Origin of the sequence: Streptomyces rubrogriseus (assembly GCF_027947575.1) — a bacterium.
GTDB classification, from domain to species: domain Bacteria; phylum Actinomycetota; class Actinomycetes; order Streptomycetales; family Streptomycetaceae; genus Streptomyces; species Streptomyces rubrogriseus.
The window spans coordinates 6,458,046-6,482,375 of the sequence record NZ_CP116256.1 but is presented as its reverse complement, the minus strand read 5'-3'; the positions used below and the strand labels follow the sequence as shown (position 1 = coordinate 6,482,375).

Here is a 24,330-nt window from a genome sequence, read left to right as displayed (position 1 = left end):
CGGCATGAGCAACACCCCGCCCGCCGAGAGCGGCCCGCCGTCCGCCGAGGGCCGCACCCCGCCCGATCAGGGCAGGACGTCGCCCGACCGGGGCAGGACGTCGCCCGCGGACCTGGTCCGTGCCTTCCACCTCGCCTTCGGGCTGGACGCCCGCAGCACTCCGACCGAGGTCCCGCCCGCCCTGGCCGCGCACAGAGGCGAGCTGCTGGCCGAGGAGGCGGCCGAGGTCGCCGAGGTGTCGGTGCGGGGCCCGCTCGACCGGCTCGCGCACGAACTGGCCGACGTGGTCTACGTGGCCTACGGCACCGCCCTCGTGCACGGCATCGACCTGGACGCGGTGATCGCGGAGGTCCACCGCTCCAACATGACCAAGCTGGGGCCCGACGGCCGCGTCAGCCGCCGGGCCGACGGCAAGGTCCTCAAGGGCGACCACTACGAGACACCGGACGTCTCCGGCGTGCTGCGCCGGCAGGGCTGGACACCGCGGACGCCGGACGCCCCGGAACCGACCGGCGCCTGACCCCGGCGTGCGACGACTCCGGCACCCGGGTGCCGGAGTCGTGCCGGGGGACGAGCCCGGTGCCGGTCAGTCGCCCACCGAGGCTTCCTCCGTCGCCGCGGCCCGGGGCGACCCCTCCGCGAGGCCGCTCGGGCGGTCCGGGTTGTCGCGGCGCCCGAAGAGGCGCATCGCCAGCGGCTCGGTGAAGCGCGCGGTGAGGGGGCCGAGGACGACCAGGATGAGGACGTACGCCGTGGCCAGCGGGCCCAGGGACGGCTCGATGCCGGCGGAGACCGCGAGGCCCGCGATGACGATGGAGAACTCACCGCGCGCCACCAGCGCACCGCCCGCCCGCCATCGGCCCTTGACGGAGATCCCGGCGCGCCGCGCCGCCCAGTACCCCGTGGCGATCTTCGTCACGGCGGTCAGCAGCGCCAGCGCCAGCGCGGGCAGCAGGACCGGCGGAATGCTGGCCGGGTCCGTGTGCAGCCCGAAGAAGACGAAGAAGACGGCCGCGAACAGGTCCCGCAGCGGGCTCAGCAGCGTGTGCGCGCCCTCCGCGACCTCCCCGGACAGCGCGATGCCCACCAGGAAGGCGCCCACCGCGGCCGACACCTGGAGCTGCTGGGCGACACCGGCGACGAGGATCGTCAGGCCCAGCACCACGAGGAGCAGCTTCTCCGGGTCGTCACTGGAGACGAAGCGGGAGATCAGCCGGCCGTAGCGCACCGCCACGAAGAGCACCAGCCCCGCCGCGGCCAGCGCGACCGCCAGCGTGATGCTCCCGGTCATCAGACCGGCGCCGGCGACCAGGGCCGTGACGATCGGCAGGTACACCGCCATCGCCAGGTCCTCCAGGACCAGCACGCTCAGGATCACCGGCGTCTCGCGGTTGCCGACCCGGCCCAGGTCGCCGAGGACCTTCGCGATCACACCGGACGACGAGATCCACGTCACGCCGGCCAGGACGACGGCGGCCACCGGGCCCCAGCCCATCAGCAGCGCGGCCACCGCGCCCGGCACGGCGTTGAGCGCGCAGTCGACGAGACCGGCCGGATAGTGGGACTTGAGGTTGGTCACCAGGTCGCTGGCCGTGTACTCCAGGCCCAGCATCAGCAGCAGGAGGATGACACCGATCTCGGCGCCGGTCGCGACGAACTCCTCGCTCGCGCCGAGCGGCAGCAGGCCGCCCTCGCCGAAGGCGAGACCGGCCAGCAGGTACAGCGGGATGGGCGACAGCCGGTAACGGCCGGCGAACCGGCCGAGCAGCCCGAGCCCCAGGATGATGGAACCGAACTCGATCAGGAGTACCGCGGAGTGCACGCGCTCACTCCTGCCCGAGTTTCGCCGCGGCGGCGTCGACGCCCTCACGGGTGCCGATGACGATCAAGGTGTCACCACCCACGAGCCGGAAGTCCGGCGCCGGCGAGGGAATCGCCTCGGCCCGCCGCAGCACCGCCACGATCGAGGCGCCCGTGTCGGTCCGCATCCGGGTGTCGCCCAGCAGCCGTCCGTTCCACCGGGAGGTGGCCGCCACCTCGATCCGTTCGGCGACCAGGCCCAGATCGGTGGTGTAGAGCAGGCTCGCGCTGTGGTGGGAGGGCTTCAGCGCGTCGATCAGCGCGCCCGCCTCGGGCCCCGTCAGCCGCAGTGAGTGGGCACAGGAATCGGGGTCGTCGGACCGGTACACGTTCACCGTGCGGGCGCCGTCGCGGTGGGCCACCACCGACAGGTGGCGGTGCTCGCGGGTCACCAGGTCGTACTGGACCCCGATACCCGGGAGCGGCGTCGCCCTCAGGCGTGGAGCTGACACGTGCTTTCCCCTCACTCGTCCTGCGTTGCCTGCCGCGTCTCCAGCTGCGCTTTCCGCACGTGGGTGCCGTGCCCGCGACCTCGCCATGCTGCCATCCGCACGTACGGTGGCGATATGGGTGTCGTGACGGATATACGCAGCCGGTCGCGGTCGGCGAAGCTGGCCGCGGGGGTGTCGTGCGAGCAGGCCGGGAGGAGCGGGAAGAGGAACGTGTCGCTGTTCTGGCGGATCTTCTCGCTCAACGCCGCCGGCCTGGTCGTCGCCACCGCACTGCTGCTGGGACCGGTCACCGTGTCGACGCCCGTGCTGGCCGGGGAGGCCCTCGTCCTGCTGGCCGGCCTCGCGGCCCTGCTGGCCGGCAACGCGGTCGTCCTGCGCATCGGGCTCACCCCGCTGCACCGGCTGGGCCGGGCCATGTCCACCGCCGACCTGCTGGTGCCCGGGTCCCGTCCCGAGGTCTCCGGACCGGCCGAGGCGGCGCAGCTCATCGCGACGTACAACACGATGCTGGACCGGCTCCAGGCCGAACGCGCCGCCGGTGCCGGTCGGGCCCTGCAGGCCCAGGAACGCGAACGGCACCGCATCGCCCGCGAACTCCACGACGAGGTGGGCCAGACCCTGACCGCCGTCCTCCTCCAGCTCAAGCGCGTCGCGGACCGGGTCCCCGGGGAACTGCGCGACGAGGTGACCCTGGCGCAGGAGGCCACCCGGGCCGGGCTCGACGAGATCCGCCGCATCGCCCGCCGGCTGCGTCCGGGCGTCCTGGAGGAACTCGGCCTGGCCAGCGCGCTGCGCTCGCTCGCCGCCGAGTTCACGCACCACGGGCTGACCGTCCAGCACCACATCCCCGGCGACCTCCCCCCGCTCGCCCCGGAGGCCGAACTCGTGCTCTACCGGGTCGCCCAGGAGGGACTGACCAACACCGCCCGCCACGCCGACGCCGCCCGCGCGGCGCTCACGCTGCGGCCGCTGCCCGGCGCCGCCGGTGTCGAACTGCTCGTCCGGGACGACGGCACCGGTCTCGGCACGGCCGCCGAGGGCGCCGGTATCCGCGGGATGCGGGAGCGGGCCCTGCTGATAGGAGCCGAGATCCACTTCGAACCCGCCCCCGGAGGGGGCACCGACGTACGCCTGCGCGTCCCCGCGCCGCCGGGGGACCGTTCCGCAGACCGAACCGGAGACAGCCCCTGATGTCCGCACGGCCCCCGATCCGCGTCCTGCTCGCCGACGACCACACCCTCGTACGCCGCGGCGTCCGCCTCATCCTGGACGGCGAACCCGATCTGACGGTGGTCGCCGAGGCCGGTGACGGTGCCGAAGCGGTCGCGGCCGCGCGGGCCACCGAGATCGACCTGGCCGTCCTGGACGTCGCCATGCCCCGCATGACCGGCCTCCAGGCGGCCCGCGAACTCTCCCGGCGCCTGCCCGAGCTGCGCATCCTCATCCTGACCATGTACGACAACGAGCAGTACTTCTTCGAGGCCCTCAAGGCGGGCGCCTGCGGATACGTCCTCAAGTCCGTCGCCGACCGCGACCTGGTCGAGGCGTGCCGGGCCGCCGTGCGCGACGAGCCGTTCATCTACCCCGGCGCCGAGCGGGCCCTGGTCCGCTCCTACCTGGACCGCGTGCAGGGCGGTGGTGGTCTGCCCGAGCGCCCCATCACCGAGCGCGAGGAGGAGATCCTCAAGCTGGTCGCCGAGGGTCACACCTCCAAGGAGATCGGCGAGCTGCTGTTCATCAGCGCCAAGACCGTCGAACGCCACCGCGCGAACCTCCTGCAGAAACTGGGCGTACGGGACCGCCTGGAACTCACCAGGTACGCGATCCGCGCGGGCCTCATCGAGCCCTGAGCCGGCGCGGATCACGTACCGCCGGTCAGCAGCCGATCGGTGCGGAGCCCACGGCCACGTCGTCGAACCAGACGGTGTCGTCGCCCGTCGCGTAGCTCTCCCAGCCCAGTCGCAGGGCGGTCGGCCTGGGCGCGGTGCCGCGGGCGAGCCACTGCTGGTCGACGTCCTGCGTCGGCACCCCGTCGGCGTGCAGGCCCGGCACCTGCTCGTCGCCGAGCCAGGTGTCGAGGCCGGCGGCCGTGGTGTCGATCGCGAACCGCAGGCACTGCCAGCCGTCCGTCGGCAGCGGCCGGCTCAGCGCCACCCCGGCCGGGCTCTGCGCGGGCAGGGTGGCGTCGTCGCTCTCCCGGTTCCACTGCAGCGCGCCGTTCTGGCCGCCCACGCGCAGCGCCCGGCCGCCCTGCGCCGAGTCCGGCATCGACACGAAGGTGACGTGCGAGGTCGGCAGCGCGGTGCTGTGCCGGACCCACATGCGCACGTACATCACCGGGCCGACCGACGACAGGTCCGCGGTGTGGGCGACGAACGCGTGGTTGCAGTACCCGGCCCGGCCGTCCACCCGGAGCGACCTGCCGCCCTCGTGGGACACCGCCGAGTCCACGGCGGCCGTGCCCGTGCCCCGGCAGTCGGGTGCGGTGAACCGCCAGTCGCCGGAGGGCTCGGGGCCGGCCTGGTCCTCGAAGCCCGAGCAGATCACCGCGTCACCGCACTCCGCGGACGGCGGTGGAGTCGTCGGGGGAGGCGTGGTCGGCGGTGTGGTGGGGGACGTCGTCGGAGTGGCCGTCGGTGTGCCGCCGTCGTCGCCGCAGGAGGTGCCGTTGAGCGCGAAGTCGTCCGGTGCGGGGTCGGCGGACCGCCAGGTCCCCTGCAGTCCGAACTCGGCGGTGCCGCCCGTCGCCACGGCGCCGTTCCAGCCGGCGTCGACGGCGACGACGGAGGCGCCGGTCTGGGTGACGGTCGCGTTCCACGCCGACGTCACCTGCTGATCGCCGGTGTAGGTCCAGGTCAGACGCCAGTCGCTCACCGCGGGGCCGAGGTTGGTGATCCTCACCCGGGCCGTGTAGCCGCCCGCCCAGGCGTCGACGCCGTAGTCGACCCGGCAGGCGGCCGCCGCCGCGCCGCTCGCCGGCATCGCCACCAGGACCGACACCACCAGCGCCACGGCGGCCACGGCCGCGGTCCAGGGCCGGCGCAGTAATCGAAGGACTCGGGTGCGCACAGGGTGCCTCCAGTGCGGGAGAAGGGATGCGTCAGCGCATGCGTGGGGCCGGTACGGGGCATGCACGGTGTGATGCATGGGAGCGCTCCCATGCATCACACCGAGATTGACGGTGTACTGTCAAGATGTGTGCGGGCGTTCGGCCCGATCGTGACCGCCTACCCTTAGTGCCATGAGCAGCATCGACCGGAGCCAGTCAGCGGGCGGCACGCGCACCTACGAAGTACGCACCTACGGGTGCCAGATGAACGTCCACGACTCCGAGCGATTGTCCGGTCTGCTGGAGGACGCGGGTTACGTCCGCGCCCCCGAGGGCGCCGACGGCGACGCCGACGTCGTCGTCTTCAACACCTGCGCCGTACGGGAGAACGCCGACAACAAGCTGTACGGCAACCTCGGCCACCTCGCCCCGAAGAAGGCGAGCCGCCCCGGCATGCAGATCGCCGTCGGCGGCTGCCTGGCGCAGAAGGACCGCGACACCATCGTGAAGCGGGCCCCCTGGGTGGACGTCGTCTTCGGCACCCACAACATCGGCAAGCTCCCGGTGCTGCTCGAGCGCGCCCGCGTGCAGGAGGAGGCGCAGGTCGAGATCGCCGAGTCCCTGGAGGCGTTCCCGTCCACGCTGCCCACCCGGCGCGAGAGCGCGTACGCGGCCTGGGTCTCCATCTCCGTCGGCTGCAACAACACCTGTACCTTCTGCATCGTCCCGGCGCTGCGCGGCAAGGAGAAGGACCGCCGCCCCGGTGACATCCTCGCCGAGGTCGAGGCCCTGGTCGCCGAGGGCGTCAGCGAGATCACCCTGCTCGGGCAGAACGTCAACGCCTACGGCTCCGACATCGGCGACCGCGAGGCGTTCAGCAAGCTGCTGCGCGCCTGCGGGAACATCGACGGCCTGGAGCGCGTCCGCTTCACCTCCCCGCACCCCCGCGACTTCACCGACGACGTCATCGCCGCCATGGCCGAGACGCCGAACGCGATGCCGCAGCTGCACATGCCGCTCCAGTCCGGCTCCGACCCGGTCCTCAAGGCGATGCGCCGCTCCTACCGCCAGGAGCGCTACCTGGGGATCATCGAGAAGGTCCGCGCCGCCATCCCGCACGCGGCGATCACCACCGACATCATCGTGGGCTTCCCCGGCGAGACCGAGGAGGACTTCGAGCAGACGCTGCACGTGGTGCGGGAGGCCCGCTTCGCCCAGGCCTTCACCTTCCAGTACTCCAAGCGCCCCGGCACCCCGGCCGCCGAGATGGAGAACCAGATCCCCAAGGCGGTCGTCCAGGAGCGCTACGAGCGCCTCGTGGCCCTTCAGGAGGAGATCTCCTGGGACGAGAACAAGAAGCAGGTCGGCCGCACCCTGGAGCTGATGGTCGCCGAGGGCGAGGGCCGCAAGGACGGCGCCACCCACCGTCTGTCCGGCCGGGCCCCCGACAACCGCCTGGTGCACTTCACCAAGCCCGACCAGGAGGTCCGCCCCGGCGACGTGGTGACCGTGGAGATCACCTACGCCGCCCCGCACCACCTCCTCGCCGAGGGCGCCGTGCTCGACGTGCGCCGCACGCGCGCGGGCGACGCCTGGGAGAAGCGCAACACCGCCGAGCAGGCCAAGCCCGCGGGCGTGCTGCTGGGACTGCCGAAGATCGGCGTTCCCGAGCCCCAGCCGGCCGTGGCGAGCGGCTGCGGCTGCGACTGACCGCGGGGGGTGCCGCCGGGGGCGGCGACACGGGGATACGCTGCCGATCATGCTTGTCGCCGCCGCCGTCTGTCCCTGCCCGCCGCTCCTCGTGCCGGAGGTCGCCGCGGGTGCCGCACCCGAGCTGGACGCCGCACGCGCCGCGTGCGCGGACGCGCTGGGCGTGCTCGCCGCGTCCCGGCCCGACCGGCTCGTGGTGGTCGGACCCGCGGACTCCGCCGGGCCCGAGGTCTATCCGAGCGGTGCGCGGGGCTCCTTCCGCGGCTTCGGCGTGGACGTGGAGGTGTGCCTGGGCGCCGACAGCGCCGGTGCCGACGGGGCCGAGCTGCCCCACGGCCTCGCCGTCGGCGCCTGGCTGCTCGGGCGGACCGGCTGGGCCGACGCCCCCGTCGACGTCATCGGGGTGGGAGAAGAGCTGTCCGCCGAGCGCTGTGCCGCCGTCGGCCGGGACGTCGCCGCGCGGTCCGGCCGGACGGCGCTGCTGGTGCTCGGCGACGCCAGCGCGTGCCGCACACTGAAGGCGCCCGGCTACCTCGACGAGCGGGCGGCGCCCTTCGACGCGGAGGTGGGCCGTGCCCTGGAAACGGCGGACCCGGCCGCACTCGCCGCCCTCGACCCCGGTCTGGCCCGCGAGCTCAAGGCGTCGGGCCGGGCACCCTGGCAGGTCCTCGCGGGTGCCGCCGGGGACTCGGACCTGGGCGGGGCGCTGCTGTACGAGGACGCGCCCTACGGGGTCGGATACATCGTGGCGACCTGGTCGTAGCGCTCGGGCTCAGCGGCGAGGTGCCGCCCGGTCGCAGCGACCGCGCTGTCACCGTGCCGTAGCCGTAGCCGTAGCCGTAGCCGCGCCCGCGGGCGGTCCGGAGCCGGCCCGGGGGCCGGGCTCCGTGACCGTCCTGCGGCGTAACGGGTCAGGAGGCCGGTGGCGGGCCGGCCGGAGGGGTGCCGCCGGGTCCGCTGCCGGGTGCGGCGCCGGGCGTGCCGCCGCCTTCTTCCCCGCCCCTGTCGTCCTTGTGGGCGAGGCGGTCCATGGCGCCCTTGGCCTTGCCCGTGCCGGTCTGGATCCGGTCGCTGTACTTGCCCTTGGTCCTCTCGTCGACGGTCCGCGCCATCTTGTCGAGACCGCGATCGATCTTGTCGCCGTGCTGCTGCGCGAGGTCGGAGACCTTGCCCTTCGCCGGCTCGAGTCTGGCCTTCAAGTTGTCCAGGAGACCCATGGTTCGCCTTCCCTCACGGGGCAGTCAGGTGCGGGCGCCCTTGTCGGCCTCGTTGTCGACGGCCTCCCCGGCGGACTGCTGCTTGGGGATGCCGACGCTCTCCGGGTCGCCGGCCTCGGTGGAGGTCCCGTCGGCTTCGCCGGCCTCCGCCGTGTTCCGCGGACCGGCATCGGCGGGCTCGGCCGCCCCGGCGGCATCCGCCGCCTTCGCCCCGGCCGCGCTCCCGGCGTCCGGGACGTCGGTCCGCGTCTCCGCGCCCGACGCCGCCTCGGTGTTCTTCGACCTCCGAAAAAGCCGTGTAAAAACGCCCATATCAACTCCATACGTTACTCGTGCGGGCGAAATCCCGCGGCATCCGGTGCGTCCGTTCGCGTGGCCGGGGCCATGACCCGGTGGCCCGGGAGCGGGAACCTCGCAACGGGCAACGACCCCGGACGCGGACCGTCACGTAACTCGTTCGAGGGCGAGGTGAGAGGTTTGCGAGACTGGTGCGGTGAGCAGCGCACCCCCCGCCCCCCGCGTCATCGCCGTAGTCGGACCCACCGCGGCCGGAAAGTCCGATCTGGGCGTCTTCCTGGCCGAGCGGCTCGGCGGCGAGGTCGTCAACGCCGACTCCATGCAGCTCTACCGAGGGATGGACATCGGCACCGCCAAACTGACGCCCGAGGAACGCGGTGGCGTCCCGCACCATTTGCTCGACATCTGGGACGTGACGGTCACGGCGTCCGTCGCCGAGTACCAGCGCCTCGCGCGCGAGCGGATCGACGCGCTGCTCGCCGAAGGACGCTGGCCGATCCTCGTCGGCGGTTCCGGTCTCTACGTCCGCGGGGCCGTCGACAACCTGGAGTTCCCCGGTACCGACCCGGAGATCAGGGCCCGCCTCGAGGAGGAGCTGGAACTGCGCGGCCCGGGTGCGCTGCACGCCCGGCTGGCCCTCGCCGACCCGGAGGCGGCGCGGGCCATCCTGCCCAGCAACGGGCGCCGCATCGTGCGCGCCCTCGAGGTGATCGAGATCACCGGCCGGCCCTTCACCGCCAACCTCCCCGGTCACGACTCCGTCTACGACACCGTGCAGATCGGCGTCGACGTGGCCCGCCCCGAGCTGCACGAGCGCATCGCCCTGCGCGTCGACCGGATGTGGGAGGCCGGTCTGGTCGACGAGGTGCGCGCACTGGAGGCGCAGGGGTTGCGCGAGGGGCGTACGGCGTCCCGCGCGCTCGGCTACCAGCAGGTCCTCGCGGCGCTCGCCGGCGAGTGCACGCTCGACGAGGCGCGCGCCGAGACCGTCCGTGCCACCAAGCGCTTCGCGCGCCGTCAGGATTCGTGGTTCAGGCGCGACCCGCGGGTGCACTGGTTGAGTGGGGGTGTGGCGGATCGCACGGAACTTCCGCGACTCGCCCTGTCGTTGGTCGAACGACCGGTTACAGCCTGATCACGTGATGGCATCGGGACGCCCCGGCCGTCATCCGGGCCTTCGGCGGCGTGCCATCATCGAGCTTCGATCGACCGAGTGAGTCCTAGTTGGGAGGGCGCGTGGCGATGGAGGCCGGCCCTCGCGACACCGCACCGAGCACCGAACACGGCACCGCCGACCACGGCGGACCGGAGCCGGACGGCGGCGCCCTGAGCCCCGACGGTCCCGACGAGACGCCGGACGGCGTCGCCGACGGCCCCGCGCCCGCCGAGATGTACGGCGACGAGGTCGAGGTCGAGTTGCGGCCCCAGCGCCGGCTGCGGATCTGGCAGCTCGCGCCCATCGTGTGCCTGGCCGCGCTCGGCTCCCTGATGTTCGCCTTCCCGCTCGCCTTCGACTTCGGCGACAGCGGCGCCGTGATCGCCATGCTGGGACTGCTGATCTGCTCCTGCGCGGCCGGCTGGGGCATGATGGCCGCCCGCCGGGTCGGCTACACCTGGCCGGGCCTGCCCCAGCGCGGCTCGGGGCGCCGAGCCGACTGGCGGACGATCCTCGTGTACGCCCTGGCGGTCGCCGCGGTCGTCGTCCTGGCCGTGTGGCGGGTCGCCCGCCTGCGGGGCTGACGGGGCCCTCCCGCCCCCGGCCTCCGCTCCGCCCCTCGTCGTCGCGGTGCACCCACCCCGTACGATCGAGGAATGAGCACGCGGATCGCCTTCCTCAAGGGTCACGGCACCGAGAACGACTTCGTGATCGTTCCCGACCCGGAGAACGCCCTCGACCTGCCCCCCGCCGCCGTCGCCGCCCTGTGCGACCGCCGAGCGGGCCTCGGCGGGGACGGGCTGCTGCACGTGGTGCGGTCCGCGGCGCACCCCGAGGCCCGGGGCATGGCCGCCGAGGCGGAGTGGTTCATGGACTACCGCAACGGCGACGGCTCGGTCGCGGAGATGTGCGGCAACGGCGTGCGGGTCTTCGCGCGCTACCTCCAGCACGCCGGGCACGTCACCGAGGGAGACCTCGCCGTCGCCACCCGCGGGGGCGTGAAGACCGTGCACATCGCCAAGAACGGCGACGTCACCGTCGGCATGGGCCGGGCGCTGCTGCCCGAGGGCGACGTCGAGGTGAGCGTGGGGGAGCGAGACTGGCCCGCGCGGAACGTGAACATGGGCAACCCGCACGCGGTCGCCTTCGTCGCCGACCTCGCCCACGCGGGCGACCTGTACGCCCCGCCCTCCCACGCGCCCGCCGGTGCCTATCCGGACGGGGTCAACGTCGAGTTCGTGGTCGACCGGGGCCCCCGCCACGTCGCGATGCGCGTGCACGAGCGCGGCTCCGGCGAGACCCGCTCCTGCGGTACGGGCGCGTGCGCCGTCGCCGTCGCCACCGCCCGCCGGGACGGCCTCGACCCCGCGGCCACCGGAACCCCGGCCACCTACACCGTCGACGTGCCCGGCGGCACCCTGGTGATCACCGAGCGCCCGGACGGCGAGATCGAGATGACGGGGCCGGCCGTGATCGTCGCGGAGGGCGAGTTCGACTCCGCCTGGCTGGAAGGGGTACTCGCCTGAACCACGACCCGGTCACCCGGACCGCGGTGAACCACAGCTCGGTCCATGACACTCAGTGCGAAAACGTAAACCCTCGGACCATCGCTCGAATGGGTGATCCGTTTCACGCTCGGCGAGAGGCGGTCGGCCGCACGTGATGGGCTCGATAGCATCAAGCACCGGCCCGGACGGGGGACCGACAGCATCCCCTGAGCCGTGTCCGCCCTGGGATTCCCCGTCCGCCGGTCCGCGCAGCCGGAGGTGCCCATGAATGCGGAGGCCGTGAATCCAGCGAGCCCGGGACCCGTGCCGCCCGCGGCCACCGGTGCCGTCACGCCGGCGCCCCGCAGGAAGGCCCGACCCCGGATCGACCTGCGCCGCCTCGGCCGGGCCGCCCTGCTCGGCTCCGCCCCCCGCAGCCGTGGCCTGCCCGACGCCATCGGCCACGTCGTCGAGGCCCACCGCGCCCACCACCCCGACGCCGACCTCGACCCGCTGCGCCGCGCCTACGTCCTGGCCGAGTCCTCGCACCGCGGGCAGATGCGCAAGAGCGGCGAGCCGTACATCACCCACCCGCTCGCCGTCACCCTGATCCTCGCCGAACTGGGCGCGGAGACCACCACCCTGACCGCCTCGCTCCTCCACGACACCGTCGAGGACACCGAGGTGACGCTCGAGCAGGTCGGCGAGCAGTTCGGCGCCGAGGTCCGCTACCTCGTGGACGGCGTCACCAAGCTGGAGAAGGTCGACTACGGCGCCGCCGCCGAGCCCGAGACCTTCCGCAAGATGCTCCTCGCCACCGGCAACGACGTCCGCGTGATGTCGATCAAACTGGCCGACCGGCTGCACAACATGCGCACCCTCGGTGTCATGCGCCGCGAGAAACAGGAACGCATCGCCAAGGTCACCCGCGACGTCCTCATCCCGCTCGCCGAACGGCTCGGCGTCCAGGCGCTCAAGTCCGAGCTGGAGGACCTCGTCTTCGCGGTCATGCACCCCGAGGAGTACGCCCACACGCGGGAGCTGGTCCAGGAGAACGCCGCCCGCGCGGACGACCCGCTCGCCGCGGTCGCCGACGAGGTGCGGGGCGTGCTGCGCGAGGCCGACATCCAGGCCGAAGTCCTCATCCGCCCGCGGCACTTCGTCTCGGTACACCGTGTCTCCCGCAAGCGCGGCACGCTCCGCGGCGCGGACTTCGGCCGCCTCCTGGTGCTCGTCCAGGAGGACGCCGACTGCTACGCCGTCCTCGGTGAGCTGCACACCTGTATGACGCCCGTCGTCTCGGAGTTCAAGGACTTCATCGCCGTCCCCAAGTTCAACCTCTACCAGTCGCTGCACACGGCGGTGGCCCGCGCGGAGGACGGCCAGGTCGTCGAAGTCCTCATCCGCACCCACCAGATGCACAAGGTCGCCGAGGCCGGCGTGGTCGCGCTCGGCAACCCGTACGCGCCTCCGGCGGAGGAGCAGAGCGCGGGCGACGGCGAGCGCGCCGACCCCACCCGGCCCGGCTGGCTCTCCCGGCTGCTCGACTGGCAGCGCGGCGCCCCCGACCCGGACACCTTCTGGTCCACCCTCCGCGAGGACCTCGCCCAGGACCGCGAGATCACCGTCTTCCGCCCCGACGGCGGCACCCTCGGCCTGCCCGACGGCGCGACCTGCGTGGACGCCGCCTACGCCCAGTACGGCGAGGACGCCCACGCGACCATCGGCGCCCGGGTCAACGGGCGGCTGGCGCCCATGAGCACGGTGCTGCGGGACGGCGACACCGTGCAGCTCCTGATGGGCCAGGACCCCGCCTCCGAGCCCTCCAGGGAGTGGCTGGAGCACGCCCACACCCCGGCCGCGCGGATCGCCATCCAGCGCAGGCTCGCCGCCCACCCGGAAGCGGCGCCCGAGGTGCAGGAGCCGCCCCGCGGACCCGCCGTACCCGAGCCCCACGCCCACCCGGACGCGCCGCGCCCGGCCCCGGACGCCGCACCCGCCCGCCCCGCCGCCGCGGACGTCCTCGTCGACCCGCCGGGCGCGACCGTACGGCTGGCCGGCTGCTGCACCCCCGTACCGCCGGACGAGATCACCGGTTTCGCCGTGCGCGGAGGCGTGGTGACCGTGCACCGCGCCCAGTGCGCGGTGGTGGCGCGTATGAAGAGCACCGGGCGCGCGGAGGTCGGTGTGCGCTGGGGGGAGAGCACCGGGTGCCGGGTGACCCTGCTCGCCGAATCGTTCGGCCGCCCGCACCTCCTGGCCGACCTCACCGAGGCCATGGCCCTCGAAGGCGCCGAGATCGTCTCCGCGACCGTCGAACCCCCGGACCGCCAGCGGGTCCGGCACAGCTACACCGTCGTACTCCCGGACGCCGCCCGGCTGCCCGCCCTCATGCGCGCCATGCGCGACGTGGCCGGCGTCTACGACGTCAGCCGGGCCCAGCCGCAACCGACCGGCGCGTGATCCGGCATACCGCGCGGGGACCCGTTCGGGTGCCCCGGGCGCGCGCCGTCGCCGTCGGGCACGCGCGCGCTGATAGCCGTGGGGGATGCCGCACACCCCTCACCCCCCGACTCCGCGACTCCGCGCACGTCCCCGGCGCCGGCTCAGGGCCGTGGCGCTGCTCGCCTCCGCCGTCTCCGTCTGCCTGGTCGCCGCGAGCGCCCCGCCGACCCCGCTGGGCGTCGGCGACCGTCTCTTCCCGCAGCTGGGCAACCCCGGGTACGACGTGGCGGCGTACGACCTCTCCTTCACCTACTCCGGCAGCAACGACGAGCCGCTGAAGGCCGTCACCACCATCGAGGCACGGACCACCGCCGACCTGGACCGGATCAACCTCGACTTCGCCCACGGGAAGGTCGACTCGGTCGAGGTCGACGGCGAACCCGCCGGCTTCGCCACCGCGGGCGAGGACCTCGTCGTGACGCCCGAGGACGCGCTCGACGAGGGCGACTGGACGCGGATCACCGTGCGGCACAGCAGCGACCCGGTGTATTCCGAGGACCGTCCGGGCGGCTGGGTGCGCACCGCCGACGGACTCGCCATGGCCAACCAGGCGGACGTCGCCCACCTGGTGTTCCCCTGCAACGACCATCCCTCCGACAAGGCGCGGTTCACCTTCCACATCACCGCCCCCGACGGGCTCACGGCCGTCGCGAACGGCCTGCCGACCCGCGTGGACCGCACCGGCGGATCGACCACCTGGACCTACCGGAGCCCCCACCCCATGGCCACCGAACTGGCCCAGGTGTCCATCGGCCGCTCCACGGTGCTGCACCGCGCCGGGCCGCACGGACTGCCCGTCCGGGACGTGGTGCCGACCGAGCACCGCGCGGCGCTCGAACCGTGGCTGGAGAAGACCCCCGGCCAGATCACGTGGATGGAGCAGAAGGTCGGGCGCTACCCCTTCGAGACGTACGGCCTGCTCATGGCCGACGCCACCACCGGCTTCGAACTCGAGACCCAGACGCTCACCCTCTTCGAGCGGGAGCTGTTCACCGAGCCGGCCTACCCGAAGTGGTACGTCGAGTCGATCATGGTGCACGAGCTGGCCCACTCGTGGTTCGGCAACAGCGTCAGCCCGGCCACCTGGTCCGACCTGTGGCTCAACGAGGGCCACGCCACCTGGTACGAGGCGCTGTACGCGGAGGAGACCGCGGACAAGCCCGTGGCGGCCCGTATGAAGGCCGCCTACGGGGCCTCCGACCGCTGGCGCACGGCGGGCGGACCCCCCGCCGCCCCCAAGCCGCCGAAGAACGGCAGCAAGACCGGGATCTTCCGCGCCAACGTCTACGACGGCGGCGCGCTCGTGCTCTACGCCCTGCGCCAGGAGATCGGCAGCCCCGCCTTCGAACGCGTCGAGCGCGCGTGGGTCGCCCGCAACCAGGACGGCACGGCGACGACCGCCGACTTCGTCCGGCTCGCCTCCGAGACCTCCGGCCGGGACCTGGGCGGCTTCTTCCAGGCCTGGCTGTACGGCGCGAAGACCCCGCCGATGCCCGGCCACCCGGACTGGAAGCAGAACCCCGTCGAGAAGGCCGCGGGGAAGCGGCCCGCCAAGGCGTCCCGGAACGCAGACGGGGAATAAGCCGGTGACGAGACGGCCCGTGCCGTGCGACCATCTTCGGGACGGCGCGGTACGGGCCCCGGGAATCTCCCCGGTCGTTCGCACGTTGTACACGATGTCGCGGCCCGTCCGCCGCGCCGACCCCTTCCCAGCTACGTAAGGATCCAATGACCTCCTCTTCTTCCCCCTCCCAGGACACCAAGCGTCTCGAGCAGACCTATCCCGAGGGCCTCCGGGCCGATGCCCTGATGGAAGAGGACGTCGCCTGGAACCGCGGAAACGACTCGCAGTGGGACGGTGAGCAGTTCGACCGCTCCGACCGCGCGGCCCTGCGCCGCGTGGCGGGCCTCTCCACCGAGCTCGAGGACGTCACCGAGGTCGAGTACCGCCAGCTCCGGCTGGAGCGGGTCGTCCTCGTCGGCGTCTGGACCTCGGGCACCGTGCAGGACGCGGAGAACTCCCTGGCCGAGCTGGCCGCCCTCGCGGAGACGGCGGGTGCGCTCGTGCTCGACGGCGTCGTCCAGCGCCGCGACAAGCCCGACGCCGCCACCTACATCGGCTCCGGCAAGGCCGAGGAGCTGCGGGACGTCGTGCTCGACACGGGCGCTGACACCGTCATCTGCGACGGTGAGCTGAGCCCGGGACAGCTGATCCACCTCGAGGACGTCGTCAAGGTCAAGGTCATCGACCGCACGGCCCTGATCCTGGACATCTTCGCCCAGCACGCCAAGTCCCGAGAGGGCAAGGCGCAGGTCGCGCTCGCGCAGATGCAGTACATGCTGCCGAGGCTGCGCGGCTGGGGTCAGTCGCTGTCCCGGCAGATGGGCGGCGGCAAGGGCGGCGGCCTCGCCACCCGTGGTCCCGGTGAGACCAAGATCGAGACGGACCGGCGCCGGATCCGCGAGAAGATGGCGAAGATGCGCCGGGAGATCGCGGAGATGAAGACCGGCCGCGAGATCAAGCGCCAGGAGCGCAAGCGTCACAAGGTGCCCTCCGTCGCCATCGCGGGCTACACCAACGCCGGCAAGTCCTCGCTGCTCAACCGCCTCACGGGCGCGGGCGTGCTGGTGGAGAACGCCCTGTTCGCGACTCTCGACCCGACCGTGCGCCGGGCCGAGACCCCGAGCGGGCGGCTGTACACCCTGGCCGACACCGTCGGCTTCGTCCGGCACCTGCCGCACCACCTGGTCGAGGCGTTCCGCTCCACGATGGAGGAGGTCGGCGACTCCGACCTGATCCTCCACGTGGTCGACGGTTCGCACCCCGTCCCGGAGGAGCAGCTGGCCGCCGTGCGCGAGGTGATCAGGGACGTCGGCGCCACCGACGTGCCCGAGATCGTCGTGATCAACAAGGCCGACATGGCCGACCCGCTGGTGCTCCAGCGGCTGCTGCGGATCGAGAAGCGGGCCATCGCCGTCTCGGCGCGCACCGGCCAGAACATCGACCAGCTGCTCGCCCTGATCGACAACGAGCTGCCGCGTCCCTCGGTCGAGATCGAGGCGCTCGTGCCGTACACCCACGGCAAGCTGGTGGCCCGCGCCCACGACGAGGGCGAGGTGATCTCCGAGGAGCACACCCCGGAGGGCACCCTGCTCAAGGTGCGGGTGCACGAGGAGCTGGCGGCGGAGTTCGCGCCGTACGTTCCGGCACCGCTCGCCTGAGACCCGCGCGGCCGAACAGCAGGCCGACCGACCGAGGGCCCGTCCCCTGCCGCGGCAGGGGACGGGCCCTCGGTCACGTGCGGATCCGTACGGATCCCGTACGGGTCACTGACCGCCGTACGTCTTGCTCATGTTCTGGTACATCGCCTCGGCCGACGGGCCGAGCTGCGGGCCCGCCAGCCAGGTGTTCTCCAGCGGGCCGATCGAGGTGTTCGAGACCAGCCTGGTCTCGCCGTCCACCACCCGGAACCAGCCGCCGCCGGACGAGCCGCCGGTCATGGTGCAGCCGATGCGGTACATCGTCGGCAGCGACGGGCTCAGCGACAGCCGGCCGGGCCGGTCGACGCACTTGAACATCTCCAGGCCGTTGTACGGCGCGGCCGCCGGGTAGCCCCAGGCACCCATGCTGGACACCTCGGTCGCCGAGGGGGCGGAGAAGTCCACCTCCAGCGCGGCGCCGACGGTCTCCTCCAGCGACTTGCCGCCCTGCTCGGGCTTCACGTGCAGCACCGAGTAGTCGTACGCGGCCCCGTCACCGCCGCTCTCCGAACCGCCCTTGATCCACTGGTCCGAGGTCGCCGCCCAGTCGGCCCACCAGGTGCCGTACGGCGCCATCTCGGTGGTCGTCGCGTTCGCCAGTTCCGCCTCGGACTTGCCGTAGTCGTTGTACGACGGGACGAAGGCGATGTTGCGGTACCAGCCGCCGCTGCCGCCCGCGTGCACGCAGTGGCCCGCCGTCCACACCAGGTTGGACTTCCCGGGGTGGTTCACGTCCTTGATCACCGTGCCGGAGCAGACCATCGAGCCCTCGGGGGAGTCGAAGAAGACCTTCCCCACCGGAGCGGCGTTCTCGTGGTACGGCTTCTCCTCGGCCACGGCCTCGACGGGCGCCGGCTCCGGGTCGGTGGCGCCCTGGTCGGCGGCGGCGTCCTTGGTGGTGACGGTCTTGTCGGCCTCCTTCGCGGACTTCATCCGGTCCGGCTCCCACAGGCCCTCGATCACCGGGTTGACGAAGTCCTTGGCCTCACTGAGCCACTTGTCCTGGTCCCAGTCCTTCCAGCCGCCGTCCTTCCACCGGTCGACGTCGATGCCGTGCTCCTTGAGCCGGTTCGCGAGCCCGGCCGCCGGCCCGCCCTCGCCGCCACCGGTGCCGCCCGCCTCGGCGGCCCCGGAGGTGCCGCCACCGGGCTTGGCGTCGGCCTCGTCCTGCTCCGACCCGCCGCAGGCGGTCGCGGTGAGCGTGAGCGCGGCGACCAGACCGGCGGCGGCGAGTGCGGTGCGCCGCCCGCGCCGTGGCGCGGCGGACACAGGTGTGGAACGCATGGTGCGACAACCCCCGTTGAAACGTGTGAACACGTGAATGTCTGTCATGGAACGCGCGGCGGGGTGCCGGCCACCGGCCCGACGCACCCCACCGTCCTCACTGGTCGGCGAACTTGCCGCTCACCGCGTCGAACACGCCCTTGGCCTCGTCGCCCAGGCGCGGACCGGCCAGCCAGCCGGCCGTCACCGGACCGATGGAGGTGTTGGAGACCAGCGCGGGCTTGCCGTCGGAACCGGCGGCGACCCAGCCACCGCCGGACGAGCCGCCGGTCATGGTGCAGCCGATGCGGTACATCGTCGGGTCGGAGGCGTTGAGCGACAGCCGTCCGGGCTTGTCCTGGCACTGGTACAGCTTCTGGCCGTCGTACGGCGGCGCGGCCGGGTAGCCGGTCGCCTTCATGCTCTCGATCTCCGGCACGGCGGGCGCGTCGAAGTCGACCGGCAGCGCGGCGCCGACGGTCTCCTCCAGCGACTTGCCACCGCTGCCCTTCTCCGGCGTCACATGGATCACGGCGAAGTCGTACGAGGCGCCGTCACCGCCGGTCGCGCCGCCCTGCTCGATCCACTGGTCCGAGGTCTGCGCCCAGTCGCCCCACCAGACACCGTAGGGAGCGAGCTCCTCCTTGGTGGCGTTCTGCAGCTCCTCCACCGACTTGTCCGCGTCGTTGTACGACGGGACGAAGGCGATGTTGCGGTACCAGCCGCCGCTCTTGCCCGCGTGCACGCAGTGGCCGGCCGTCCACACCATGTTGGACTTGCCGGGGTGGGCCGGGTCCTTCACGACCGTCGCCGAGCACACCATCGAACCCTTGGGGGAGTCGAAGAGGAGCTTGCCGGCCGTGGCGGCGTTGTCGTGGTACTTGGCCGGCACGGCCTCCGCCTCGACGGGCGCGGGCTCCGGGTCGGTCACGCCCTGGTCGCCGGAGATGTCGTTCTCGTCGACCTCCTGGTCCGGCTCCTCGGCGTCCCGCATCCGGTCCGGGTCCCACAGGCCCTCGATGATCGGGTTGACGAAGTCCTGCGCCTCGCGCAGCCAGTCGTCCTTGTTCCAGTTCTTCCAGGCGCCGTTCTTCCAGTCGTCGACGTCGATCCCGTGTTCCTTGAGCTTGTCCTTGATGTCGTCCGGGATCCGGATGCCGCCGTTGCCGTCGTCCGCGGCGGACGCGGAGGCCGCGGCGTCGCCGCCCGCCTCGGGGTCGCCGTCCTCGCACGCCGTGGCGGTGAGCGCGAGCGCCGAGACGAGCGCCACGGCGGCGGCCGCGGAGGAGGTTCCGCGCCGTCCGCGCCTGATTCCGCGCGTGCTGAACGACGGCCGTATGGATCGCATGGTGTTGACTCCCCCTGCTGTGAACGAACGTGGTGCCGCGGTCGAACCGCCGAACGACGGTGACCGGGAACGGCACCACACACTATGCGGTGGCTGTGGGGGAGTTCCGACGGAACGGCAACGGTTCGGATACAGCCGCCTGACCTGGTACGCGTCGCCCGCCGGAGCGGACCGCCGGGTCGCGGAGCCCGAGCGGACCGCGAAAGCCGCGTGCGAACTCCCGCCGTGGCAACGATCTTCAGGCAGGCCGTAACCCCGTGAACGGTCCTCGGTTGGTAGCGGTGGGGGGCCTGCTGTCCGGACGCGGTCCCCCATGCCGGGAGCGCCCGGCACGTCGGGTCGTGTCCGGACGGCGGGAGGTCGACGAGCCGTGGCGGGATCCCCGTACGGAGGGTGCGCGGACGCCGGCGGGAACGCCGGGCCGGTCGTGGCGAGGGAGCCCGCGGCCGGGGCGTCCACGCGGGCGCACGCCGCGCGCGCGGGCGCTGGGCAGGGGCGAGGCCTGCACGAGGGCCCTGGGCAGGGGAGCGGCATGGCAGGGCCGGGGCCAGGGCCAGGATCTGGACTGGGGCCGGGGGACGGCGGGCGAAGGAGTGCTCCGAGGCGCCCGGCGGCGCGGGAACCGGCCGCGCGCACCTACGCGCGCGCTCTCCCGGTCGTACCCGTCCGCGCCCGGGGCCTCACCATCGAGGGCGCCGACGGCCGCCGTTACCTGGACTGTGTCTCCGGCGCGGGCACCCTGGCCCTCGGCCACAACCACCCCGTCGTCCTGGACGCGATCCGCGCGGTCCTCGACTCGGGCGCGCCCCTGCACGTCATGGACCTCACCACACCGGTCGAGGACGCCTTCGTCACCGAGCTGCTGCGCACCCTGCCGCCGGGACTCGCCGACCGCGCGCGCGTGCGGTTCTGCGGCCCGGCCGGCACGGACCCGGTCGACGCCGCCGTCGCGCTGGTCCGTGCCGCCACCGGACGGACCCGGGTGGTCACCGTCACCGATGCCGATGCCGATGCCGATGCCGATGCCGATGCCGACGAGACGGTTCTCGGCGACAGCGGCGGCGACGGCGGGCCGGGACGGGAGCGGCCTGCCGGACTGCTCCTGGAACCGGTCCGAAGCGAGGCCGGGGTGCGTCCGGTGCCGGACGGCCTGGTGCGGCGCCTGCGGGCCCGCGCGGCCGACCGCGCCGTCCCGCTCATCGTCGACGAGACCGGAACGGGTGTGGGCCGGACCGGCGCCTACTGGGCCTTCGAGCACAGCGGAGTCACGCCCGACGTGCTGGTCCTCGCCAAGGCGATCGGCGGCAGCCTCCCCCTGGCCGTGGTGGTCCACCGCGAGGACCTGGGCGAACCGGAGCGTACGGCCGGCGCCTTCCGCGGCAACCAACTGGCCCTGGCCGCGGGAGCCGCCACCCTCGCCCACGTCCGCGAGCACCGGCTGGCCGCACACGCCGCCACGCTGGGCGGCCGGATGCTGACCGGACTGCGCGCCCTGGCCGCGGAGTTCACGTGTGTCGGCGACGTGCGCGGGCGGGGCCTGATGGCCGGTGTCGAACTCGTGGCACCGGACACCGCGCCCCACGTCACCGCCCATGGCGCCCGCCCCGGTACCGCCGTCCGCCCCGGCGCCGCCGCCGAGCTCGCCACCGCCGTCCGCCGGGAGTGCCTGCGCCGCGGGCTGATCGTGGACGTCACGGGCCCGCGCGCGAACGTCGTACGGCTGCTGCCGCCGCTCATCGTGACCGAGGAGCAGATGTCCGCCGTCCTCGACCGACTCGCCGACGCCGTACGGGCGGTGGACCGCGGCCGTCCCGGCGGCCCCGTCCCGTTACGCGGGAGGCGCGGCCCGAGATGAGACCCACCCCCGGACACGGCACGCCAGGAGGACCCGCGTTGCACACCGACCCCGCCCCCGAACCGGCCCCCGCGGCAACCTCCACCCCCGGGACCCCGGCTGCTCCGGGGCCTGTCGCGGCTCCGGTCGCCGCGCGCGACGCCGCCGCGGAGTCCGACGGAACTCCGGGCACCGCACCACGGCTTGCCCCGGCGCACGGCGTCCTCCCCGGGCCGCGGCCCGCGTCGCACACCCGCCAGTCCGCGGCCGGCCCCCTGGACGACCTCGATCCCTGCGCCGCCGCCCAGGCCGCGGGCACGGAGAACCTGATCCGCTGCTGGGCCCGTGAGGCCGACCTGTCCGCCCCCGACGACGGCGTCCTCCACGTGCCGCTCCCGGCCTCCGGTACGGCGCTCGCCGTGCCCGTCCGCTACTGGTCCGCGACCGGAGCGCACCGCTTCGGCCCGCCGCGGCTGTCCGGCGCTCCCGCGTCGGCGCCGCCGGTGGACGCGGTCACGCTCGCCGCGCTGCTCGTACGCGAGACGGCCGGTGCACCAGGGCCGGACGGCCCCGACCTCGTCGCGCGCGTGGCCGACTCCGTCCGCCGCACCGCCGTCTTCCTCCGGGACCGCGCCGGTTCAGGCGAACGCGGCGGGTCCGACCTGTTCCTCGCCGCCGAACAGGCCCTGCTCCTCGGACACCCGCTGCATCCCACCCCGAAGAGCCGGGAGGGCCTCACCGAGGACGAGGCACGCCGGTACTCACCGGAGCTGCGCGGCTCCTTCCCGCTGCACTGGCTGGCCGTCGCCCCCTCCGTGCTCGGCACCGACTCGGCCTGGACCGAGCGCGGCCGCCCGGTCACCGCGCCCGCGCTCACCGCACGCCTCGCTGCGGACGGTCCGGCGGCACCGGAGGGGTACGCCCTCCTGCCGCTGCACCCCTGGCAGTTCCGCGCGGTGCTGCACCGGCCGGACGTCGCCGCCCTCCTGGACGCCGGGCTGGTCAGGGACCTCGGCGCCCGGGGCCCGGCATGGCATCCCACGTCCTCCGTGCGCACCGTCCACCGGGGTGGCGCACCCGCCATGCTCAAGCTCTCGCTGGGCCTGCACATCACCAACTCCCGCAGGGAGAACCTCCGCAAGGAGCTCCACCGCGGCGTCGAGGTGCACCGCCTGCTGCGCCGCGGCCTGTCCCGCCAGTGGCGGTCGGCCCACCCGCACTTCGACATCGTCCGCGACCCCGCCTGGCTGGCCGTCGACGGCGCCGACGGCACGCCCGTGCGCGGCCTCGACGTCGTCGTCCGGCACAACCCCTTCCGGCCCTCGGACGACGTCTGCTGCGTGGCCTCCCTCGTGGCGCCGCGGCCGCACACCCGGCTGGCGGAGGTGGTCACCCGGCTCGCCGGGCGGACCGGCCGCCCGCGCGAGGCGGTCGCCGTGGAGTGGTTCCTGCGCTACCTCCACCACGTCGTTCGCCCCGTCCTGTGGCTGGACGCCCGCGCGGGGATCGCCCTGGAGGCGCACCAGCAGAACACGCTCGTCATGCTGGACGCCGACGGCTGGCCCGCGGGCGGCCGCTACCGCGACAACCAGGGCTACTACTTCCGCGAGTCCCGGCGTGCGGAACTCGACGCCAGGCTCCCCGGGATCGGCGAACACAGCGACACGTTCGTGGCCGACGCCGTCACCGACGAGCGCTTCGCCTACTACCTCGCCGTCAACAACGTGTTCGGTCTCATCGGCACCTTCGGCTCCGAGCGTCTCGCCCCGGAGGGCACGCTGCTGGCGGCCTTCCGCCGCTTCCTCGGTGAGCTGGACTCGGGCCCCGACCCCCAGGGCGGCCCGCTCCCCGCCTACCTGCTCGACTCACCCGTGCTGCGCTGCAAGGCGAACCTGCTGACCCGGCTGCACGGCCTGGACGAACTCGTCGGCCCGGTGGACACCCAGTCCGTCTACGTCACCATCGCCAACCCCCTGCATGGTTGAGCGGGCCGCCCTCCCGAAGGAGCGAACTGTGCATTCCACGAACCCCACCGACGCGAGCGCCGACGACACCCTGGACCTGCACCTGCCCGAGGAGTTCGTCGCCCTCTTCCGGACCCCGGCGCACGACTGCGCGCAAGCGGGGACGGCACGCGCGCGTGAGGACCTCCTCGACGGGATCGCCGACTGGGGGCCGAGCGACACCTCCGCCGGGGTCTTCCACCTGGTCCCCGCCGACCTCGAACGGGACGTCCCCCTCCTCGCCCGCTGGATGAACGACCCCGCCGTCGCGGCGTACTGGGAGCTGACCGGCCCGCAGAGCGTGACCGCGGACCACCTACGGGCCCAGCTGACCGGCGACGGGCGCAGCGTCCCGTGCGTCGGGACGCTGGACGGGGTGCCGATGAGCTACTGGGAGATCTACCGCGCCGATCTCGATCCGCTGGCCCGGTACTGCCCGGTCCGGCCCCACGACACCGGCGTCCACCTGCTGATCGGCGACGGCACCCACCGCGGGCGGGGCCTCGGAACCGAGCTGATCAGGGCCGTCACCGACCTCGTCCTCGCGGGCCGACCGGCCTGCACGCGCGTGCTCGCCGAACCCGACGTCCGCAACAGGCCGTCCGTCGCGGCGTTCCTCGGCGCCGGGTTCCGGCCGACGGGGGAGGTGGAGCTGCCCACCAAGCGCGCCGTTCTCATGGTCCGGGCACGCGAGGCGCGGGAACAGTCGCCGTGAAGCGCGGGGCCGCCCACCCGCCGTCCTCAGTCGTCCGCCCGGCGCCACGCCCTGTGCCGCCCCGCCCGGCGTATCCGTCGTCCCGCCCACCGTCTTTCCTCGCCCCCGCCTCTCCTCATCCCCGCCTCTCCGCGTCTCCGCCGGTCGGTCGCCCGTCCCCGTGCCGCCGGCCG

General features: G+C 73.5%; 21 protein-coding genes. 14 read left to right on the top strand and 7 right to left on the bottom strand.

Features of this window, described 5'->3' with window-relative positions; translation table 11 throughout:
• Window positions 1-4 precede the first annotated feature (4 nt).
• Window positions 5-520: a pyrophosphohydrolase domain-containing protein gene (locus tag Sru02f_RS29105; protein WP_167469336.1), complete on the top strand. Its 516-nt coding sequence runs from the start codon at window positions 5-7 to the stop codon at window positions 518-520.
• Between the two features lie 66 nt (window positions 521-586).
• Here Sru02f_RS29105 and Sru02f_RS29100 read toward each other — a convergent pair whose 3' ends face one another.
• Window positions 587-1,822 (bottom strand): cation:proton antiporter, encoded by a 1,236-nt coding sequence (locus tag Sru02f_RS29100; RefSeq protein ID WP_109029952.1) that lies wholly within the window; start codon window positions 1,820-1,822, stop codon window positions 587-589.
• A gap of 4 nt (window positions 1,823-1,826) precedes the next feature.
• Window positions 1,827-2,312 (bottom strand): cation:proton antiporter regulatory subunit, encoded by a 486-nt coding sequence (locus Sru02f_RS29095; RefSeq protein ID WP_109029951.1) that lies wholly within the window; start codon window positions 2,310-2,312, stop codon window positions 1,827-1,829.
• Between the two features lie 114 nt (window positions 2,313-2,426).
• Between Sru02f_RS29095 and Sru02f_RS29090 the strand changes: the two genes are divergently transcribed.
• Both Sru02f_RS29090 and Sru02f_RS29085 read left to right on the top strand, forming a co-directional pair.
• Window positions 2,427-3,503 (top strand): HAMP domain-containing sensor histidine kinase, encoded by a 1,077-nt coding sequence (locus Sru02f_RS29090; RefSeq protein WP_109029950.1) that lies wholly within the window; start codon window positions 2,427-2,429, stop codon window positions 3,501-3,503.
• The gene (locus Sru02f_RS29085; RefSeq protein ID WP_011030451.1) at window positions 3,503-4,162 is read left to right on the top strand and encodes a response regulator; all 660 of its coding nucleotides are present in this window, start codon (window positions 3,503-3,505) and stop codon (window positions 4,160-4,162) included. The genes Sru02f_RS29090 and Sru02f_RS29085 overlap by 1 nt, the downstream gene beginning before the upstream one ends.
• Before the next feature lie 25 nt (window positions 4,163-4,187).
• On the opposite strand, the gene Sru02f_RS29080 is transcribed toward Sru02f_RS29085, so the two are convergent.
• A complete protein-coding gene (locus tag Sru02f_RS29080) occupies window positions 4,188-5,381 on the bottom strand; it encodes a cellulose-binding domain-containing protein (protein ID WP_109029949.1) in 1,194 nt (397 codons plus the stop codon).
• Between the two features lie 172 nt (window positions 5,382-5,553).
• On the opposite strand from Sru02f_RS29080, the gene miaB reads away from it, so the two are divergent.
• Both miaB and Sru02f_RS29070 read left to right on the top strand, forming a co-directional pair.
• The gene (gene miaB / locus Sru02f_RS29075) at window positions 5,554-7,071 is read left to right on the top strand and encodes a tRNA (N6-isopentenyl adenosine(37)-C2)-methylthiotransferase MiaB (RefSeq protein WP_030865091.1); all 1,518 of its coding nucleotides are present in this window, start codon (window positions 5,554-5,556) and stop codon (window positions 7,069-7,071) included.
• 49 nt (window positions 7,072-7,120) lie between these two features.
• Entirely contained in the window at window positions 7,121-7,834 is a 714-nt protein-coding gene (locus tag Sru02f_RS29070; protein ID WP_109029948.1) for a class III extradiol dioxygenase subunit B-like domain-containing protein, read from the top strand.
• 148 nt (window positions 7,835-7,982) lie between these two features.
• Here the strand turns inward: Sru02f_RS29070 and Sru02f_RS29065 are convergent, their stop codons facing one another.
• Together Sru02f_RS29065 and Sru02f_RS29060 are read right to left on the bottom strand one after the other, a co-directional pair.
• Window positions 7,983-8,288: an antitoxin gene (locus Sru02f_RS29065; RefSeq protein WP_109029947.1), complete on the bottom strand. Its 306-nt coding sequence runs from the start codon at window positions 8,286-8,288 to the stop codon at window positions 7,983-7,985.
• 24 nt (window positions 8,289-8,312) lie between these two features.
• Window positions 8,313-8,600 carry a hypothetical protein gene (locus tag Sru02f_RS29060; RefSeq protein ID WP_109029946.1) on the bottom strand — a complete coding sequence of 96 codons (288 nt, stop codon included), beginning with the start codon at window positions 8,598-8,600 and terminating at the stop codon, window positions 8,313-8,315.
• Window positions 8,601-8,781: 181 nt separating this feature from the next.
• Between Sru02f_RS29060 and miaA the strand changes: the two genes are divergently transcribed.
• The 6 genes from miaA (at window position 8,782) to hflX (ending at window position 16,955) form a co-directional block, all read left to right on the top strand.
• Entirely contained in the window at window positions 8,782-9,720 is a 939-nt protein-coding gene (gene miaA / locus Sru02f_RS29055) for a tRNA (adenosine(37)-N6)-dimethylallyltransferase MiaA (RefSeq protein ID WP_109029945.1), read from the top strand.
• 107 nt (window positions 9,721-9,827) lie between these two features.
• A complete protein-coding gene (locus Sru02f_RS29050; protein WP_167469350.1) occupies window positions 9,828-10,325 on the top strand; it encodes a hypothetical protein in 498 nt (165 codons plus the stop codon).
• Window positions 10,326-10,397: 72 nt separating this feature from the next.
• Entirely contained in the window at window positions 10,398-11,267 is an 870-nt protein-coding gene (gene dapF / locus Sru02f_RS29045; RefSeq protein ID WP_109029943.1) for a diaminopimelate epimerase, read from the top strand.
• A 246-nt stretch (window positions 11,268-11,513) separates the two neighbouring features.
• The gene (locus tag Sru02f_RS29040; RefSeq protein WP_109029942.1) at window positions 11,514-13,691 is read left to right on the top strand and encodes a RelA/SpoT family protein; all 2,178 of its coding nucleotides are present in this window, start codon (window positions 11,514-11,516) and stop codon (window positions 13,689-13,691) included.
• A gap of 85 nt (window positions 13,692-13,776) precedes the next feature.
• Window positions 13,777-15,315, top strand: coding sequence for a M1 family metallopeptidase (locus Sru02f_RS29035; RefSeq protein ID WP_109029941.1), 1,539 nt, complete (start codon window positions 13,777-13,779; stop codon window positions 15,313-15,315).
• Between the two features lie 146 nt (window positions 15,316-15,461).
• Complete coding sequence (gene hflX, locus Sru02f_RS29030; RefSeq protein ID WP_109029940.1) at window positions 15,462-16,955, top strand: GTPase HflX; 1,494 nt, start codon at window positions 15,462-15,464, stop codon at window positions 16,953-16,955.
• A 105-nt stretch (window positions 16,956-17,060) separates the two neighbouring features.
• Here the strand turns inward: hflX and Sru02f_RS29025 are convergent, their stop codons facing one another.
• Together Sru02f_RS29025 and Sru02f_RS29020 are read right to left on the bottom strand one after the other, a co-directional pair.
• Window positions 17,061-18,278, bottom strand: coding sequence for a trypsin-like serine peptidase (locus Sru02f_RS29025; RefSeq protein ID WP_109029939.1), 1,218 nt, complete (start codon window positions 18,276-18,278; stop codon window positions 17,061-17,063).
• A gap of 97 nt (window positions 18,279-18,375) precedes the next feature.
• On the bottom strand, window positions 18,376-19,605 hold the full coding sequence (locus Sru02f_RS29020; protein WP_109029938.1) for a trypsin-like serine peptidase: 1,230 nt from the start codon (window positions 19,603-19,605) through the stop codon (window positions 18,376-18,378).
• Between the two features lie 532 nt (window positions 19,606-20,137).
• On the opposite strand from Sru02f_RS29020, the gene Sru02f_RS29015 reads away from it, so the two are divergent.
• From Sru02f_RS29015 to Sru02f_RS29005, 3 genes are read left to right on the top strand one after another with little or no spacing between them, the layout of a single operon-like run.
• Complete coding sequence (locus Sru02f_RS29015) at window positions 20,138-21,460, top strand: aminotransferase class III-fold pyridoxal phosphate-dependent enzyme (RefSeq protein ID WP_373103594.1); 1,323 nt, start codon at window positions 20,138-20,140, stop codon at window positions 21,458-21,460.
• Window positions 21,457-23,424: an IucA/IucC family protein gene (locus Sru02f_RS29010; RefSeq protein ID WP_109029936.1), complete on the top strand. Its 1,968-nt coding sequence runs from the start codon at window positions 21,457-21,459 to the stop codon at window positions 23,422-23,424. Before Sru02f_RS29015 ends, Sru02f_RS29010 begins: the two co-directional genes overlap by 4 nt.
• A complete protein-coding gene (locus Sru02f_RS29005) occupies window positions 23,417-24,157 on the top strand; it encodes a GNAT family N-acetyltransferase (protein ID WP_109029935.1) in 741 nt (246 codons plus the stop codon). The genes Sru02f_RS29010 and Sru02f_RS29005 overlap by 8 nt, the downstream gene beginning before the upstream one ends.
• Window positions 24,158-24,330: the final 173 nt, after the last annotated feature.